Below are 16,972 nucleotides of genomic sequence, written 5' to 3'. Positions count from 1 at the left end.
CCTGAGTAAATTTATTTAATGCAATCATCACGATGCAACCAATGCAAGCCTGAAACTAACACTCATGATCCGAACACGATCCCATTGCTGCAGCCCGCCACCACATTCCCCAATTGCATCGCGCCCCTTCCCTCGCCATAATCTGTCCCGAGGGCATCATCAGTCGGACCGTCTGCGCAGACAGCGGCCAGAGAGAGGCAATATGCGGTATTTATTTTTAGTCGGGGCTTTGGCTTGTTTGGCGTCTTGCGGCGGCGATAGCCGTTCGAGTGGCGTTCCCAGTGCGACAGGCCCTATCAGTCAGGCCTGCATGGCCGCGGATCGTAAGGCGGCGTCGCCTGCACTATGTGGCTGCGTGCAGGGTGTGGCAAACCAAACGCTTTCGGGCCGTGATCAATCCCGCGCGGTGGCGTTCTTTACAGAACCGCAACTTGCCCAAGACACCCGTCAATCAGAGAACCCCAGCTCAGAAGCATTCTGGAAACGCTACAAAGGCTTCACCGAGATGGCGTCTCAAGTCTGTGTTCCCGTAGCATAATCCGCGCGGCATCTTCGATAATATCAAGACACCCGTCAAAATCACGGGTGTAATACGGATCAGGCACGTTTTGGGCCGCCATCAGGCGCACAGGCGTGTTGTTTCCACTGGGCCGAAGCCGTTCAATGTCTGCCCTGTTCTGCCGATCCATCGCGACGATCAGATCAAACGCATCGAAATCCGCCGCCGTGAATTGGCGTGCCCGCAGCGGGCTAAGGTCATACCCACGCTGCCCTGCCGCGTCTTGCATCGGACCATAAGGCGGATCACCAACATGCCAGCCCCCGGTTCCTGCACTATCAAGCGTTAGTTGCGGCGCCATGGCACGCACAACGCCTTCGGCCGCAGGCGACCGACAGATATTCCCCAAGCATACGAACAAAACACGCATCAGGCCAACTGCCCGCGCGCCATACGGTAATGCGACGGGATCGAGGGCATAAAGAACAGCACCCAGCCATAAGTGGCATAAACAAAGATCATCGCAGGTATCCAAGCGATAGCCATCACCAAGCCAATAACGCCAGCTGTCCGATGTGCCACGCCGGGCTTTAGGAACCGCAGCAAAAGCAGATGGAGCAACTTGCCACCATCCAAAGGCTGCACTGGGATCAGGTTAAATATGAATAGCGACAAGTTCAGGAACCCAAACATATACAGATAAGACGCAAACTGCCTCATCGCCTCAGATGGCAAAGCCTCTGCGCTCCAAATCATTTTGACCGCAATCGAACACAGCGCCCAAAGCGCAAGGTTCACAATTGGTCCCATCGCGATGATCAGCTCGCTTTGATAGCGCGTCGTTGACCGGGCAGGCTCGCAAAAGCCGCCACCGCCGTACAGCATAACGCGTCGCACAGGTATGCCTTGAACGATGCAAGCCCACGCGTGGCCGAATTCATGTAAAGATATCGCAAGCACGAGCATCGTCGCAAAAATCAGGCTGCCTACCAAATTGCCACCCGACAGCACGACGATGAATAAAACGAGCATCGCCAAAGACTGCCCCACATCCACCCGCACGCCAAAAGGCCCCGCGAACTGGAACACCACCGTATCGTTACCAAACATGCAATCCTGACCTTAAACCAATTCTGCTTTCATAAGGTTCAATATCAAAGCCCCACATATCGCAACACTTATTGACCCACTCTGGCTTGCGACCCTAAGCCACTAGACAGCCGCCACCTGCCCGATATGAATGCAAGCATGAGCAAGAAAATTGATATCACTGCCCTCGCCGAGGGCGTTCGCACTGGCGACCGCCGTGCATTGGCCCGCGCGATTACCCTGGTCGAAAGCGGACGCGCTGACCATCGGACCCAAGCGCTTGAACTTCTCACGCTGCTTGGCACCGACCGCCAAGCCATGCGCATCGGTCTGTCGGGTACGCCCGGCGTCGGGAAATCGACATTCATCGAAAGCTTTGGGTTAATGCTGACGGGCCAAGGGCTGCGGGTGGCCGTTCTTGCAGTCGACCCATCCTCTGCCCGGTCTGGCGGTTCGATCTTGGGTGACAAAACCCGGATGGATCATCTTGCCCGCGACCCCAATGCGTTTATCCGCCCCTCCCCCAGCCAAACCCAACTTGGCGGTGTGGCCCGCCGCACCCGAGAAGCCGTCGCGCTTTGCGAGGCCGCAGGATACGACGTGGTACTGATCGAAACTGTGGGTGTTGGGCAATCAGAAACGGTTGTGGCGCAGATGTCCGACCTCTTCCTTTTGCTTTTGGCACCAGCTGGCGGGGACGAATTACAAGGCGTCAAACGCGGCATCATGGAAATGGCCGACGTGATCCTCGTGAACAAAGCAGACGGAGACCTAAAGGCACAAGCAACCCGGACCCGTGCCGATTATGCCGGGGCACTGCGGCTACTGCGCAAACGCCCCCAAGACCCAGAAGGGTTTCCCAAAGCGCTGACCGTATCCGCACTTGAAATCGTCGGGCTCGAGACCGCATGGGACGAAATAAAAACCCTGCGTGACTGGCGACGCGAAACCGGCATTTGGGACCAAACCCGCAAAGACCAAGCCAGCTATTGGTTCAAAGAAGACGTCCACCAAGGGCTGCTCCAACTTTTGCTGGATGATCCACAAACCAAAGAGCAAATGCAAATTGCGCAAAACGATGTCGCCACCGGCAAAACAACCCCTGCTATGGCCGCCGAAACAGTGCTTTCGCGTTTTCGTAGAAGCTAAGTAGGCCAACAAACCTTTGACCAACTATTCGCAGGCACAATAAATGGCACCCAGTTGGGCGAATTGATCGGCCAGCGATGGCAAATCGGGTTGACGGGTCTAAGGAATCCGCCTATCTGGCGCTAATCTTATTCACGACCCTGCCTTGGTGGGGCCATCACCCCTATGACAGGACGCCCAAACATCTGGTTTGGTGATGTCCACAGTACAAGGAACAGCTCATGTCGCGCCGTTGCGAATTGACCGGAAAAGGCCCGATGTCGGGCAACAACGTAAGCCACGCTAAGAACCGCACACGCCGTCGGTTCCTGCCAAACCTGCAAGACGTTACACTGCAGTCTGACGTGCTTGGCCGTTCGTTCAAGTTCAAAATCTCTAACGCTGCTCTGCGCACCGTTGATCACCGCGGTGGTCTGGACGCGTTCATGGCGAAAGCCAAAGATGCTGAGCTTTCTGCAGACGCACTGAAAGTGAAAAAAGAAATCTCAAAAGCAACTGCTGCTTAAGCGATTCTCTTTTTAGAGTTTATGAAACCCGGTTGCCTTTTGGCTGCCGGGTTTTTCTGTTTGCAGGGGTGGATTAAAATCCACCCTACGACGCCTCGACAAACGCGACGCCCGTAGGGTGGGTCTTGACCCACCCCTCTTGAATGGCCCAGACACTGGCCATGACTACCCTTCCTATTGATCCCATCTTACCCGAACTGATCACCGCCATCCGCGCCCAAGGCTGTGCAGTACTGCAAGCCCCGCCGGGTGCAGGTAAGACCACACGTGTCCCGCTGGCTATGCTCAAGGCTGATCTCACGGACGGCAAGATCATCATGCTAGAACCCCGCCGACTGGCCGCGCGTGCAGCTGCCGAACGCTTGGCAGAAGGGTTGGACGAAAAACCGGGCCAGACGGTCGGTTACCGTATGCGTGGCGACAGCAAGGCGGGTAGCAAAATCGAGGTCGTGACCGAAGGCATCCTGACCCGCATGATCCAGTCTGATCCTGATCTGACCGGGGTCGGCGCGATCATCTTTGACGAATTCCACGAACGGTCCTTAAACGCCGACCTTGGACTCGCGCTTGCATGGGAATCGCGTCAGGTTTTGCGACCTGACCTCATCGTTGTGGTCATGTCCGCAACCCTAGACGCAGCACCAGTTGCCGCCCTGCTCGACAACGCGCCTATCATGACTTCTGAGGGTCGGTCATTCCCGGTCACCACCCACCATCTCGACAAATCCCTGCCCAAAGGAACCCGGCTTGAGGCTGCGACAGCGGACCTGATCGTCAAAGCCGCGCATGAGACCAGCGGCGGGATGCTCGTATTCCTGCCCGGCGAAGGTGAAATTCGACGCGTCGCGCAAAACCTGTCAGGCCGTTTGCCCGAGGATTGTCAGATCCGCCCCCTTTACGGCGCCTTGCCGTTCAAAGACCAACGCGCCGCCATTGCCCACGTGAAATCGGGACGCAAAATCGTGCTGTCGACTTCCATCGCTGAAACCTCGCTCACCATCGAAGACATCCGCGTGGTCGTGGATGCAGGCAAATCCCGTCGCGCACGATTTGACCCCGGTTCAGGCATGTCCCGCCTTGTTACCGAACGCGTCAGCCGCGCCGAGGCCACCCAACGCGCAGGCCGTGCGGGCCGCGTCGCCCCCGGCGATGCGTATTGCCTTTGGACCAAAGGCGAAGAAGGCGCCCTGCCCGCTTTCGCCCCAGCCGAAATCGAAGCCGCCGACCTTTCCAGCCTCGCACTTGAAATTGCGACATGGGGCAGTGACGATCTGCTCTTCCTAACACCCCCACCCGAATGCGCCTTGGCCGAGGCGCGTTCCCTTCTACAGGGGCTTGGCGCGTTGGATGCTGACCTACGGATCACCGCGCATGGGCGTGCGCTGGCGGCACTACCGCTGCACCCTCGCCTTGCCCATATGCTACAAATCGCCGGCACACAGGCGGCACCGCTGGCTGCTCTCCTTGCTGCACGCGATCCTTTGCGCGGTGCATCCAGTGATCTGTCGCTTCGGATCACCGCACTGAACCGCCGCTATGATGGGCCGGGCCAAGTGAACCATGCGGCCCTTTCACAGATCAAATCTGAAATACCGCGCCTATCCAAAGGGTTGCCTAAGGCTGCACCAATGTCGCTGGCCTGCATGGCCGCACTGGCCTATCCTGATCGCATCGGGCTGCGCCGCAAGGGCGATGACCCGCGCTACGTCTTGTCCGGTGGCAAGGGTGCTGTGTTGGATGCAAGTGATCCTCTCGCTGGGCAACGCCTGATTGTTGCGACCGATCTGGATGGCGACAACCGCGAGGCGCGCATTAGACAAGCCGTTGCCATTACTGACAGCGAACTGCGCGAGACCTTTGGCGACCAAATCAAATGGGCTGATGTTTGCACGTGGTCCCGCCGCGAAGGCCGGGTGCTGACGCGTAAACAAGAACGGCTAGGCGCATTGGTGTTAGCTGACCGCAACTGGTCGGATCCGCCCGACGATGCAGTAGCCGTCGCAATGCTAGATGGCATACGGCAACTGGGCCTGCGCCCGAACGCGGCTGCGAACCGGTTCCGTGCGAGGGTCGCGTTACTTGATGATCTGCCAGCGATGGATGAAGATGCGCTGATGAATAGGCTAGAAACATGGCTTTTGCCCCACCTAAGTGGGGTGCGCAGCACTGCTGATTGGAAATCGTTTGATCTGCTACCAGCCCTTCGCGGCATGCTAGATTGGAACCAGATGCAGCGGCTTGACCAAGCTGCGCCTGCGCATTTCGAAACACCACTTGGGCGCAAAATACCAATCGACTACGACGGAGAAGCACCCGGCATTACGCTGCGCCTACAAGAAATGTTCGGTGTCACCAAACACCCAACCGTGGGGAAAACCCCGCTTCGCGTGACGCTTCTCTCTCCGGGTCAAAAACCGGTCCAAGTCACCCAAGACATCGTTGGCTTTTGGGCGTCATCATATGCCGATGTCCGGCGCGACATGCGCGGTCGCTATCCACGCCACCCTTGGCCCGAAGACCCGACCCAAGCGGACCCCACTTTGCGCGCAAAACCGCGCGGCACATGAGGGTGATTTGCATTCCGAATCAGCGCGTGTTAATAAAAGGTCAATAAAACAAGACTATTGGCAGGCAGACGATGACTTCCATGTTGAACACCCTGTGGCAGGGCGCATTGCGTCCGCTCTTTAAACGACCGCCTGCTTTGCAGGTCGCAGCCCTGTGCCACCGCGAAGGTGACGCCGGCACAGAGGTGCTGCTTGTCAGCAGTTCAAGCGGGCGTTGGATCTTGCCAAAAGGCTGGCCCATCGACGGGCTGTCCGCAGTCGAAGCCGCCAAGCAAGAAGCATGGGAAGAAGGCGGCGTGAAAAAAGCGTCACCCGACGAAACCGCCGTGCAATCGTTCATCGGAGAAAAGCGTTTCGACAACGGCACGGTCATTCCCTGCGAAGTTAAAGTCTTTCCGTTTAAGGTCAAAAAGCTATCGAAAACCTACCCCGAAGCAGAGCGGCGTGATCGCATGTGGGCGTCACCATCACGGGCTGCGGAATTGGTTGATGAACCTGGCTTGCAGCAGGTCCTCAGTGACTTTGCGGTCTAAGGCATAACTTTATAAACATATTGTGACATCACCCCAATAACGTTACCCCCGGCCCAATTCAAAACCGAGGGACACAATGCCTGAATCAAAACCATCGCACCAATGGAAGACGCTTGATCGCGATCTTGGCCGTATCGGCGCAGTCGAATACGCAACGCAATACGTAGGCAAACCCTTGGTGGGATTGGGCATTTCGCTCGCCTTTATTATCGTAGCCGCACTTGCAAGCACGCTGTTTTTCGGCGGTGATTCAGTGTCTTATGTCGTCATCGCCGCGGCTGCCTTTGGTGCCTATATGGCGGTTAACATCGGCGCAAACGATGTTGCCAACAACATGGGCCCTGCGGTGGGGGCGAATGCGCTGACCATGGGGGGCGCGATTGTCATCGCCGCACTTTGCGAAAGCGCAGGCGCATTGCTTGCCGGTGGTGACGTGGTTTCCACCATCTCGAAAGGGATTATTGACCCTGAAAGCGTCGCAAGCAGCGAAATCTTTATCTGGGCAATGATGGCCGCTTTGATTTCATCCGCATTGTGGGTGAACCTCGCGACTTGGATCGGCGCGCCCGTGTCCACGACCCATTCGGTTGTTGGGGGCGTGATGGGCGCCGGTATCGCCGCCGCTGGTTTTGCTGCCGTGAACTGGCCAACGATGGGTGCAATCGCGGCCAGCTGGGTGATCTCACCGCTTCTAGGTGGCGTTATTGCGGCTGCGTTCCTTGCCTTCATCAAATCCGCGATCATCTACCAAGACGATAAAATCGCAGCCGCCCGCCGTTGGGTGCCGGTGCTGATCGGGATCATGGGCGGCGTGTTCTCAATGTATCTCGCGATGAAGGGGCTTAAAAAGATCGTAAAGATCGATCTAGTCACAGCTTGCCTGATTGGTCTGGTCTTGGGTGCGACCATCTACGCCGTGTCTGCTCCGCTTGTGCGCCGTCAGTCCGAAGGGCTTGAGAACCGCAACAGGTCTTTGAAGGTACTATTCAACATTCCGCTGATCCTTTCCGCAGCTCTGTTGTCATTCGCGCATGGTGCCAATGACGTTGCCAACGCCGTTGGGCCACTGGCCGCAATCGTGCACGCCGAAAGCTTTGGCACTTTCGCCGGCAAAGTAGATATTCCAACATGGGTTATGGTGATCGGCGCGTTCGGGATCTCGTTTGGTCTGATCCTATTCGGACCAAAGCTGATCCGCATGGTCGGCAGCCAGATTACCAAGCTAAACCCGATGCGCGCTTACTGCGTCGCCCTATCAGCCGCGATCACAGTCATCATCGCAAGCTGGCTGGGCCTTCCTGTATCATCAACACACATCGCTGTGGGTGGCGTCTTTGGCGTTGGTTTCTTCCGCGAATGGCACGAAGAGCGCCGCGTGCGCAATTCGTCAGCCAAGCGCCCAGAAGCCAAGCGCATCGCCCCAGAAGAACGCCGCCGCCGCAAGCTGGTACGTCGGTCACACTTTATGACGATCATCGCAGCATGGGTGATCACAGTGCCTGCAGCAGCGTTGATTTCAGCTGTCATCTTCTTGGGACTACAAGCCGCGTTTGTCTAAGGTGCGGTGGATTAAAATCCACCCTACGAAAAAAGAAGGGCCAATTCCTGATTAGGAATTGGCCCTTTTTGTTGGTCACTTAAGATTACTTGCCCAAACAGTAGCGCATGATTGCCTTTTGAGCGTGCAGACGGTTTTCCGCCTCATCAAAGATCACCGAATGTTTCCCGTCCATAACGCTGCTTGTTGCTTCGTCGTCACGGTGCGCTGGTAGGCAGTGCATAAATAACGCTTCATCCTTGGCCTTCTCCATCAAAGCATCATTCACCTGATAACCGCGCAGTTGGTTGTGGCGACGCTCACGGGCAGACTGTGGGTCGTGCATAGATACCCACGTATCGGTCACAACAAGATCAGCGCCTTGCACCGCCTTATCGGGGTTACGCTCTGTTGTATAAAGCCCAGCAAGCGCGGGTTCAGGGTCAAGCGTTTCTGGCCCTGTAAACACCAGGTCAAAATCGAACTGTTTTGCGGCATGCGCAAAGCTGGCAAACACGTTGTTGCCGTCACCGGACCAAACCACCCGCTTGCCTTTGATCGGGCCGCTGTGTTCCTCGAATGTCATGATGTCAGCCATGATCTGACACGGGTGCGTACGATCTGTCAGGCCGTTGATCACCGGAACCGACGCGTATTCCGCCATCTCTAGCAGGGTCTGTTCCTCGAATGTACGGATCATGATCATGTCAACATAGCGCGACAGCACGCGGGCGGTGTCGGCGATGGTTTCGCCGTGCCCAAGCTGCATATCGCTGCCTGATAGAACCATGGTCTGCCCACCCATTTGGCGCACCCCAACATCGAACGACACACGGGTACGGGTCGATGGCTTTTCAAAGATCAGCGCGACCATGTGATTGGCAAGCGGTTGGTCCGCGTCCAGGGTCCCTTTGGGCAAGCCCTTACGCGCGTCTTTCATGGCGCGGCCATTACGGATGATTTCATACAGATCTTCTGCGGGCGTCGTGTGGATATCAAGAAAATGCGTCATAGAGTTCGCTTTGTTGTTGGGCCATCGGCCAGTAAATCATAGGTGAGTCATCACCTGAACAAGTTTGCCATCATTGGTGCTAGCCAGTCGTCGGGGCTGAAACCCCGCCTGCTTATAGATGGATATGGTTCGTGTATCGGTCGAATTTGGACCTACCGCAACCAGCGCATTGTTTCGGCGCATGTCGCGGACGCGTGCTTCGATATAGCCGGTTGAATGCCCCGGCCCCAAGAAATCTGGATTGCCGACAAATGTCGACATGCCACGCGACCCCTTTGGTAAATCTGCATACTCAGATTTCTTTGATACCTGCGTATCAAAGTCCCTGATAAACGCGAACGGTATACGCGCCACGCCAACAATCCGCATATCGACGTTCGGATCGTCCAAATCCTGTATAATCTGCGCAATCTGTCGTTCCGCATCCGGCCACCACGCCTTGACATGCGCCACCGTGAACCAGCGGCGCAATAAAGGTAGATCATCCCGAGTTAACTGACGGAAATCGTAATTGCGCATATACCCTACATCTGTGCGGCTGCTGCATCCAACAGCTCAACCGCGACAGTAATGTCCTCATCTGTAATATTAAGTGGCGGCAACAGCCGGATCACATTGTCAGCCGCAGGCACAGTCAAAACACCCTGTGCATAGCCGGCCTGAACCACCTCTGTGTTCACCGCTTTGCATTTCAGACCCAACATAAGGCCTGACCCACGCACAGCTTCAAATACATCAGGGTGGGATGAAACCAACCCTTCCAACTTTTGGCGCAATAGCCCCGCCTTGCGGTTTACCTCTGCAAGAAACGCATCATCGGCGATGATCTCCATCACCTTTGCACCGACGGCACAGGCCAATGGGTTACCACCATAAGTCGACCCATGCGTACCCGCAGTCATACCAGAGGCCGCGTTTTCAGTGGCGAGAACCGCGCCCAACGGAAAGCCGCCGCCAATCCCCTTTGCGACCATCATAATATCAGGCGTCACCCCCGCCCATTCATGGGCAAACAGTTTGCCAGTACGGCCCATACCGCATTGGACTTCGTCAAGGATCAGCAGGGCACCATTCGCATCGCACAATTCGCGCATCGCTTTTAGATCCCCGTCAGGCACGGGACGAATACCGCCCTCGCCCTGAACAGGTTCGATCACCACAGCAGCCGTGTTTTCGCCCAGCGCATCCGTCAGGCCCATCAGGTCACCGAATTCCAGATGAACAAAGCCGGGCAACAACGGGCCAAAGCCTTTGGTCATTTTCTCAGACCCAGCAGCCGCAATACCTGCGCTTGACCGGCCATGGAAAGAGCCAGAGAAGGTGATGATATCGGTCCGCTCAGGCTGGCCTTTATCAAACCAATACTTGCGGGCCATTTTTACGGCCAATTCACAGGCTTCGGTGCCCGAGTTGGTGAAAAACACTGTGTCCGCAAAGGTCTTATCAACCAATGCATCAGCCAGCTTTTGTTGGGCAGGAATGTTGTAAAGGTTAGACAAGTGCCAAACCGACTGCGCTTGGGTCGTCAATGCGTCAACCAACGCGGGGTTGGCATGACCAAGCGCGTTCACCGCAATCCCAGCGCCCAAATCCAAAAATCGGCGCCCATCTGCTTCCGTCAACCATGACCCTTCGCCGGACACAAACGTCAGCGGGGCACGTGAATAGGTTGGCAAAATAGATGCGATCATGGCGATCATCCTTATCAATAAGCCCGATTGGTGCAGGACCAAGGGCAAAGTGTCAATGTTTTAGGGATAGTAGAAGACGTGACAAACTGCGGCGCTAAATTAGCGTCGGCGTCGGCTTACGTATGTTGTGCGCATCTTCATATGCCCCCGATAGCCTAAATCATTGAAGCCGTGAAGATAAAAAATGCCAGCAGCATTCTGACGTTGCAAAATTCGGCAAACGCGGTCCAGATGCGGCAATGACTTTGCGCGCACAAAATCCACGCCTTGCGGTGGCACTGATCGTCACAGCAACGGCATTCATCGCGGGCACTATGTTGCTCGCGAAAACGCTTGGCACCGATGTTTTGGGGCCGCCGTTGCACCCGCTACAGGTCAGCCACGGACGGTTTTTATTTGCGTTCATTGCGATCGGTACAGTGGCAAGCATTCTACGACCGAAAATCAAACAGCCCCGACTGCGGCTCCATATCGGCCGTACTGTGTTTGGATGGGCCGGGGTCAGCCTGATGTTTGCAGCCGCTGCCAACATGCGCCTGTCCGATGCCACCGCGATCAGTTTTCTAAACCCTGTCTTCGCAATGATCCTTGCCATCCCCCTTTTGGGTGAACGTGTCGGCCCTTGGCGTTGGTTTGCAGCCTTCGCGGCGATGATAGGGGCGATTGTGCTACTGCGCCCCGGCGCAAGCTCATTTCAATTGGCAGGACTACTGGCGCTTGGTGCAGCATTGATGATGGGGATGGAGCTCATCTTTCTGAAGAAACTGGCAGACAGCGAACCCGCCTTCCAAGTCCTACTGATCAACAACGGGATCGGGCTTGCTATCGCAACAGCGGCGGTTTTGCCGGTATGGGTCATGCCAACGGCACCGCAGTGGGCCGCCCTTGCTGGGATTGGGGTGTTAATGGCAACGGCACAAACCTGCTTTGTGAACGCCGTCGCGCGGGCCGACGCCAGCTTTATCACGCCATTCAGCTACATCACGCTGATCTTCGCAACGCTCTATGATGCGATCATATTCGGCGAACGCCCCGACCACATCAGCATGATCGGCGCGCTTCTTATCGTTGGCGGTGCGGTTCTACTTGCTTGGCGTGAAACACGCGCCAAAGCTTAGGCCTTTAGACGGTACCCAGTGTGCATCCAGCGCAAGCAAACGCTTAGCACGGCAACACAGGCAATACCGACGACAACGACACCAACCCAAGGGCTGCTATCGCTGACCCCAATCATCCCAAAGCGGACACCGTCGATAATATAAAAGAACGGGTTCGCGTGGCTAAGGACCTGAAGAAACCCGGGCAGCGCGTCGATGGAATAGAAGGTCCCCGACAAAAACGCCAAAGGGGTCACCAAAAAGTTCGAAATCGCCGAAAGCTGATCAAACTTATTCGCGAAGATGCCGGCAATCATGCCCAAGCCACCCATCAAGACAGATCCCATCAGGACAAACAGGACAACCCAACCCGGGTTCTGCATGCCAACGCCCAAGAACAGCATCGATCCAATTGCGATCACAACGGCAACCAATGCGCCACGCGCGACCGCGCCACCGATATAGCCAAATACCAATTCGCCCGCAGACAAAGGCGGCATCAACGTATCGACGATATTCCCCTGCACTTTCGCGGACGCAAGGCTCGAGGACGTATTCGCAAACGCGTTCTGAATAACAGTCATTGTCAGAATGCCCGGAGCAAGAAAACTAATAAAAGGAACCCCCATCACGTCACCACGCTGTGGACCAATCGCGATGGTGAAAATCATCAAAAACAGGCCCGCGTTGATCAAAGGGGCCATCACCGTCTGCGACCAAACATTCATAAACCTGCGAATTTCGCGGCGCACCAATGTCCAAGTCCCCAGCCAGTTCACGCGCCCAAAGCGGCGAACACCCATTGCAGTCTTTGTGGTCATGCTCAATGTCCTTATCCTAGCGCTGTGACATAACCTATCAGGCAGAATTGACCAGTGCAGGACGTAAAAACACGCGCCCACAGTGGCATCTAGATGGGTTCATTCTGCCATACCCGGCGAAAACCTTGATCCCGCGCTTCACATCCCTGCTCACAATGACTAATATAAGGCTTGAACAGATTTTCAGGCCCGACAAACTGCTTTGTCCGGTCCGCTGAACCAAAGGAATCCATATGTCCTGGACAGACGAGCGCGTCGAGACGCTCAAAAAGATGTGGGGCGAAGGCCAGTCCGCTAGCCAAATCGCCAAGGAACTGGGCGGCGTGACCCGTAACGCTGTGATCGGTAAGGTCCATCGCTTGGGCCTGTCAAACCGTGCTGGCTCTGGCGGTGCATCTGCTACCAAAGCAGCCCCCAAAGAGAAACCTGCAGCAGCGGCCAAACCGTCCGTGCCAAAGCCGGCACCAAAGCCAAAGCCAACCCCTGCTCCCGCCGCATCGGTGCCAGCCGTGAAAGAAGAGGTCGAACTCGACGAAAACGGCATCCCTATTTCGGCCGCTCGCCGGGCTATCATCCCTGCAGGCCAGCCTTTGCCACCACAGCCGTCAGCAAATGAAATCAGCCCCGAGGCACTGGCAAAAGTCAGCGAAGTCGAAAAAACTGCTAAGCGTATCAGCCTGATGGAGCTTACAGAAAAGACCTGCAAATGGCCCGTCGGCGACCCGGCCACTGACGATTTTTGGTTCTGTGGCCTTGGTGTACAAGCTGGCAAACCCTACTGCGAAGCCCACGTCGGCGTTGCATTCCAACCTATGTCTTCACGTCGCGACCGTCGGCGGTAAAATGAAATTACGTAGGGTGGATCTTGATCCACCAACCAAGGCCGCCTTTTTAGGCGGCCTTTTATCTATCAACCATCCGGATGCCGGACAGCATGACGCCAAGCCAAATTACTTATCCTGACCGCCTTCACGATCAAGCATATTTAGACCCACAGCAGAAAATTTGACACTGGCTGAATCGGGTACAATGTTCGAGTTAATATCGTTCCATGAAGTCCGATTCTTCTCGTGCAACTCCCAATCAATCGTTTCCCCCATCTGCTCCCCATGCAAGGTCATCAGGATGTACCAAGGATTCTGGTTCGGGTCTTTTGGGTTAGCTATGAAATCACTTTCGGAAAATATGCCTTTACCTTCCACCATCCCCTTACATCCGGCAAGCTTTGGCTTATCTTAAGTTTGTTGCTTCACCGTCGATGTCAGGAACCCCGTGCCTTTTACCTCTGCCTCTCGGACAAAGATAAAACGTGGCCTATGGCTGCTTGTTGGGTGGACTGCGCTTGGGCTTGGGGCCGTTGGGGTTGTCCTGCCGGTGTTGCCGACCACTCCGTTTGTGATCCTCGCGGCGTTCGCATTTGGTAACGGATCACCCAAGTTGCAAAAGCGTCTCCACGATCATCGCACTTTTGGTCCGATGATCGCGGAATGGAATGCCACAGGTGCGATCGCCCCGAAATACAAAGCAATCGCGGTCGTGATGATGGCCGCCGCTTTGACGGCCAGCATACTTATGGGGATGCGTCCCATGATCATCGCGATCCAATCCATCTGCATGATCGGCGCGGGCACATTTGTGTTAACCCGCCCGAACGGAAGCGCCTAGCGCGTCTTTAGCGAAATCAGCTTTTCGAGATTGAACGCAACATCCAAGCCGCCTTTTCATGAAAGGCCGAACGCGCAGTCGCGAGGTCCTCTGTTACAGGATCGCCCGCATCGCCAGCGGCTGCGATCAGATCATGAAGACGCTTCGCGATCTTGTTGTGATCTTCGGCAAGGTTCTGACACATACCCCCGGCGCTTTGTGGCGACGACACATCTTTGATCACAGATTCTGACAGCAACGCAGCTGACGACATCTGCGTCAAATGCCCAAGCGCACGAATACGTTCGGCAATCACGTCAGTCGCAGCGAACAGCTCTTCGTATTGCGTTTCGGTCAAATTGTGGACCGCATAAAACATCGGACCTTCGACGTTCCAATGCACGATATGGGTCTTGATCAATATACGATATGTATCTGCCAATACATCACTTAACCCATCAGCCACGGCTTTGGGGTCACCAACCCCTGTGTTCACATCATGCTCTTGGGGTTTTTCAGCAAGTACAGACTTCATTGGTCTCTCCTTCACTCTCGTACGTTTCGGTCAACGAAAAGAGGCGACCCGCAGGCCACCTCATCCGTTCATCAAGCGTTATCAAGGAACGTATCGACTTCTTCTTTCGCCTGCTCTTTGGTTTTACCGTATTTAGCTTGGATTTTGCCTTCCAACGCCTCACGGTCACCATTGATTTCGGCGATCTCATCATCCGTCAGTTCACCCCATTTAGCTTTCAGGTTGCCTGACATTTCTTTCCATTTACCTTCGATTTGATCCCAGTTCATTGGTTTTCCTTCCGTGTAAAAGCACCCGCTTAGCCGCCAATGTGCTAAGCGCTCCGTGCTGTGTTTCATTGTTCGAGGTGAGTGTTTGTCGCTTAGACAAGCCGCTTATTGGCGCGTGGTCCGGCGATCAGCCAAATGATAAAGCCGATGAGAGGCAGCAATAGCACCAACAACACCCACAATACCTTGTTTCCCGTCGAGCCACCTGAACCAACAATTGAAATAATCGCCACTACATCAAGGATGAGGACAAGCAGACTGCCGATACCGGTAACTTCCAACATTGTATTCTCCAATTTGTTCATCGTTCTCGGGAAGACAATGCACTGACGGCGATTTGGTTCCGCGCCATCAAAAAAATCTATTTGGAATGGCAGGTACATGCTCGGCCGTTATGCCCATTCCCAACACGCTCGCCCTTCGCTATATGGCCCCTATGACCCAGAACCCACCTTCGCTCCGCCCCGACCTTGCCCCTGCGGCCAAGATTACTGACGCCAGCCGCCCCGGCCAGCCGACCATCGGTATGGTCAGCCTCGGGTGCCCCAAGGCCTTGGTGGATTCAGAACGCATCCTGACCCGGCTCCGCGCCGAAGGTTACGCGATTTCGCCCGACTATTCCGGTGCCGAAGCGGTCATCGTAAACACCTGCGGGTTCCTTGATTCCGCTAAGGCAGAATCACTTGATGCGATCGGCGAGGCGCTGACCGAAAACGGCAAAGTCATCGTGACAGGCTGCCTCGGTGCAGAACCCGATTACATCCGGGAACATCACCCCAACATTCTGGCAGTCACCGGACCACACCAATACGAACAGGTGCTTGATGCAGTGCACAGCGCCGTTCCCGCGAACCCCGATCCATTCATCGACCTGTTGCCCGCGACAGGGGTATCCCTGACACCGCGGCACTACAGCTACCTGAAGATATCCGAGGGCTGTAACCACAAGTGTAAATTCTGCATCATCCCCGATATGCGCGGCAAACTGGCGTCACGGCCTGCGCATGCGGTGCTGCGCGAGGCGGAAAAGCTGGTGCAGGCTGGCGTCAAAGAACTCCTCGTTATCTCTCAAGATACCTCAGCCTATGGGCTGGACCGTAAATATGACGTTAATCCGTGGAAAGACGGCGAAGTCCGCAGCCATATCCTCGACCTCACGCGTGAACTGGGCAAGCTGGGCGCGTGGGTGCGGCTGCACTACGTCTACCCCTACCCGCACGTGCGCGACCTGATCCCGCTGATGGCCGACCCAAGCAACGGCATCCTGCCCTATCTGGATATCCCGTTCCAACATTCGCACCCCGATGTGCTGCGGCGGATGGCACGGCCAGCGGCGGGCGCAAAGACGCTAGAAGAAATCCGGGCATGGCGCGAAATCTGCCCCGACATCACGCTGCGATCCACATTTATCGTGGGCTACCCCGGCGAGACCGAGGAAGAATTCCAGCACATGCTTGATTGGCTGGACGAAGCCCAACTCGACCGCGTTGGCTGCTTCCAATACGAAAACGTCGACGGAGCCCGCTCCAACGCCCTGCCCGACCACGTCGCACCCGAAGTCAAACAAGACCGCTGGGACCGCTTCATGGCCAAAGCCCAAGCCATTTCCGAAGCCAAACTCGAAGCCAAGGTCGGCAAAACCCTAGAGGTCATCGTAGACGACATCGACGAAGACGGCATCGCCACCTGCCGCACATGGGCCGACGCCCCCGAGATCGACGGGAACCTGTTCATCGACGAGGGAACCGAAGGGTTGGCCGTGGGTGATGTCGTGAAGGTTGTTGTTGAGGAAGCTGGGGAGTATGATTTGTGGGGAAGACCGAGTTAAATTTTTAGGAATAGCAAATTGTCCGAAAACCGTATTTATCAAGTAGCACGCCTCACCGATAAACAAATTGTTCGACTGTTCAAAAGCATAGCTGAGTTATACCCAGAAAACACTATTGTGGACCTGTCGCGCTTTCGTGCCGCCCCAAGTGCTCGTTTAGGCCACCTTCCGTTCGAATGCGACAGGGCTTTTCCA

The 16,972-nt window shown here is 55.7% G+C and carries 20 protein-coding genes; 10 read left to right on the top strand and 10 right to left on the bottom strand.

Features of this window, described 5'->3' with window-relative positions:
* Positions 1-202 precede the first annotated feature (202 nt).
* Positions 203-538: an arginine transporter gene (locus tag CYQ09_RS01480; RefSeq protein ID WP_106743655.1), complete on the top strand. Its 336-nt coding sequence runs from the start codon at positions 203-205 to the stop codon at positions 536-538.
* On the opposite strand, the gene CYQ09_RS01475 is transcribed toward CYQ09_RS01480, so the two are convergent.
* Positions 498-929: a low molecular weight protein-tyrosine-phosphatase gene (locus tag CYQ09_RS01475; protein ID WP_106743654.1), complete on the bottom strand. Its 432-nt coding sequence runs from the start codon at positions 927-929 to the stop codon at positions 498-500. The two genes, CYQ09_RS01480 and CYQ09_RS01475, sit on opposite strands and share 41 nt — an antisense overlap.
* On the bottom strand, positions 929-1,609 hold the full coding sequence (locus tag CYQ09_RS01470; RefSeq protein WP_106743652.1) for a site-2 protease family protein: 681 nt from the start codon (positions 1,607-1,609) through the stop codon (positions 929-931). Before CYQ09_RS01470 ends, CYQ09_RS01475 begins: the two co-directional genes overlap by 1 nt.
* A 138-nt stretch (positions 1,610-1,747) precedes the next feature.
* On the opposite strand from CYQ09_RS01470, the gene meaB reads away from it, so the two are divergent.
* The 5 genes from meaB (at position 1,748) to CYQ09_RS01445 (ending at position 7,901) form a co-directional block, all read left to right on the top strand.
* Entirely contained in the window at positions 1,748-2,737 is a 990-nt protein-coding gene (gene meaB / locus CYQ09_RS01465) for a methylmalonyl Co-A mutase-associated GTPase MeaB (RefSeq protein ID WP_106743651.1), read from the top strand.
* Between the two features lie 221 nt (positions 2,738-2,958).
* Positions 2,959-3,243 carry a 50S ribosomal protein L28 gene (rpmB, locus tag CYQ09_RS01460; protein WP_090196094.1) on the top strand — a complete coding sequence of 95 codons (285 nt, stop codon included), beginning with the start codon at positions 2,959-2,961 and terminating at the stop codon, positions 3,241-3,243.
* 161 nt (positions 3,244-3,404) lie between these two features.
* A complete protein-coding gene (gene hrpB / locus CYQ09_RS01455; protein ID WP_106744521.1) occupies positions 3,405-5,810 on the top strand; it encodes an ATP-dependent helicase HrpB in 2,406 nt (801 codons plus the stop codon).
* Between the two features lie 80 nt (positions 5,811-5,890).
* On the top strand, positions 5,891-6,343 hold the full coding sequence (locus CYQ09_RS01450) for an NUDIX hydrolase (protein ID WP_106743650.1): 453 nt from the start codon (positions 5,891-5,893) through the stop codon (positions 6,341-6,343).
* A gap of 76 nt (positions 6,344-6,419) precedes the next feature.
* Positions 6,420-7,901 (top strand): inorganic phosphate transporter, encoded by a 1,482-nt coding sequence (locus CYQ09_RS01445; RefSeq protein WP_106743648.1) that lies wholly within the window; start codon positions 6,420-6,422, stop codon positions 7,899-7,901.
* 85 nt (positions 7,902-7,986) lie between these two features.
* On the opposite strand, the gene argF is transcribed toward CYQ09_RS01445, so the two are convergent.
* The 3 genes from argF to CYQ09_RS01430 are packed head-to-tail and all read right to left on the bottom strand — an operon-like array spanning position 7,987 to position 10,583.
* The gene (gene argF, locus CYQ09_RS01440) at positions 7,987-8,892 is read right to left on the bottom strand and encodes an ornithine carbamoyltransferase (RefSeq protein ID WP_106743646.1); all 906 of its coding nucleotides are present in this window, start codon (positions 8,890-8,892) and stop codon (positions 7,987-7,989) included.
* Between the two features lie 36 nt (positions 8,893-8,928).
* Positions 8,929-9,411 carry a GNAT family N-acetyltransferase gene (locus CYQ09_RS01435; RefSeq protein WP_106743645.1) on the bottom strand — a complete coding sequence of 161 codons (483 nt, stop codon included), beginning with the start codon at positions 9,409-9,411 and terminating at the stop codon, positions 8,929-8,931.
* 5 nt (positions 9,412-9,416) lie between these two features.
* A complete protein-coding gene (locus CYQ09_RS01430) occupies positions 9,417-10,583 on the bottom strand; it encodes an aspartate aminotransferase family protein (protein WP_106744520.1) in 1,167 nt (388 codons plus the stop codon).
* A gap of 239 nt (positions 10,584-10,822) precedes the next feature.
* Between CYQ09_RS01430 and CYQ09_RS01425 the strand changes: the two genes are divergently transcribed.
* On the top strand, positions 10,823-11,701 hold the full coding sequence (locus tag CYQ09_RS01425; RefSeq protein WP_106743643.1) for a DMT family transporter: 879 nt from the start codon (positions 10,823-10,825) through the stop codon (positions 11,699-11,701).
* Here CYQ09_RS01425 and CYQ09_RS01420 read toward each other — a convergent pair.
* A complete protein-coding gene (locus CYQ09_RS01420; RefSeq protein WP_106743641.1) occupies positions 11,698-12,501 on the bottom strand; it encodes an ABC transporter permease in 804 nt (267 codons plus the stop codon). The genes CYQ09_RS01425 and CYQ09_RS01420 overlap by 4 nt on opposite strands.
* A 233-nt stretch (positions 12,502-12,734) precedes the next feature.
* Between CYQ09_RS01420 and CYQ09_RS01415 the strand changes: the two genes are divergently transcribed.
* On the top strand, positions 12,735-13,343 hold the full coding sequence (locus CYQ09_RS01415) for a GcrA family cell cycle regulator (protein WP_106743639.1): 609 nt from the start codon (positions 12,735-12,737) through the stop codon (positions 13,341-13,343).
* Between the two features lie 108 nt (positions 13,344-13,451).
* On the opposite strand, the gene CYQ09_RS01410 is transcribed toward CYQ09_RS01415, so the two are convergent.
* A complete protein-coding gene (locus tag CYQ09_RS01410) occupies positions 13,452-13,706 on the bottom strand; it encodes a hypothetical protein (protein WP_106743637.1) in 255 nt (84 codons plus the stop codon).
* Between the two features lie 67 nt (positions 13,707-13,773).
* Between CYQ09_RS01410 and CYQ09_RS01405 the strand changes: the two genes are divergently transcribed.
* Positions 13,774-14,166 carry a YbaN family protein gene (locus CYQ09_RS01405; RefSeq protein WP_239495826.1) on the top strand — a complete coding sequence of 131 codons (393 nt, stop codon included), beginning with the start codon at positions 13,774-13,776 and terminating at the stop codon, positions 14,164-14,166.
* Between the two features lie 16 nt (positions 14,167-14,182).
* On the opposite strand, the gene CYQ09_RS01400 is transcribed toward CYQ09_RS01405, so the two are convergent.
* The 3 genes from CYQ09_RS01400 to CYQ09_RS01390 form a co-directional block, all read right to left on the bottom strand.
* A complete protein-coding gene (locus CYQ09_RS01400) occupies positions 14,183-14,680 on the bottom strand; it encodes a Dps family protein (RefSeq protein ID WP_106743636.1) in 498 nt (165 codons plus the stop codon).
* Positions 14,681-14,751: 71 nt separating this feature from the next.
* Positions 14,752-14,949: a CsbD family protein gene (locus CYQ09_RS01395; RefSeq protein WP_106743634.1), complete on the bottom strand. Its 198-nt coding sequence runs from the start codon at positions 14,947-14,949 to the stop codon at positions 14,752-14,754.
* Between the two features lie 92 nt (positions 14,950-15,041).
* The gene (locus CYQ09_RS01390; protein ID WP_106744518.1) at positions 15,042-15,233 is read right to left on the bottom strand and encodes a PLDc N-terminal domain-containing protein; all 192 of its coding nucleotides are present in this window, start codon (positions 15,231-15,233) and stop codon (positions 15,042-15,044) included.
* 152 nt (positions 15,234-15,385) lie between these two features.
* Here CYQ09_RS01390 and rimO point away from each other — a divergent pair, with 152 nt between their 5' ends.
* On the top strand, positions 15,386-16,777 hold the full coding sequence (gene rimO, locus CYQ09_RS01385) for a 30S ribosomal protein S12 methylthiotransferase RimO (protein WP_106744517.1): 1,392 nt from the start codon (positions 15,386-15,388) through the stop codon (positions 16,775-16,777).
* Positions 16,778-16,972 lie beyond the last annotated feature (195 nt).

Source organism: Yoonia maritima (genome assembly GCF_002933395.1).
Taxonomy (GTDB): domain Bacteria; phylum Pseudomonadota; class Alphaproteobacteria; order Rhodobacterales; family Rhodobacteraceae; genus Yoonia; species Yoonia maritima_A.
The sequence above is the reverse complement of the archived record's forward strand: the minus strand, read 5'-3'. Positions and strand labels throughout refer to the sequence as shown.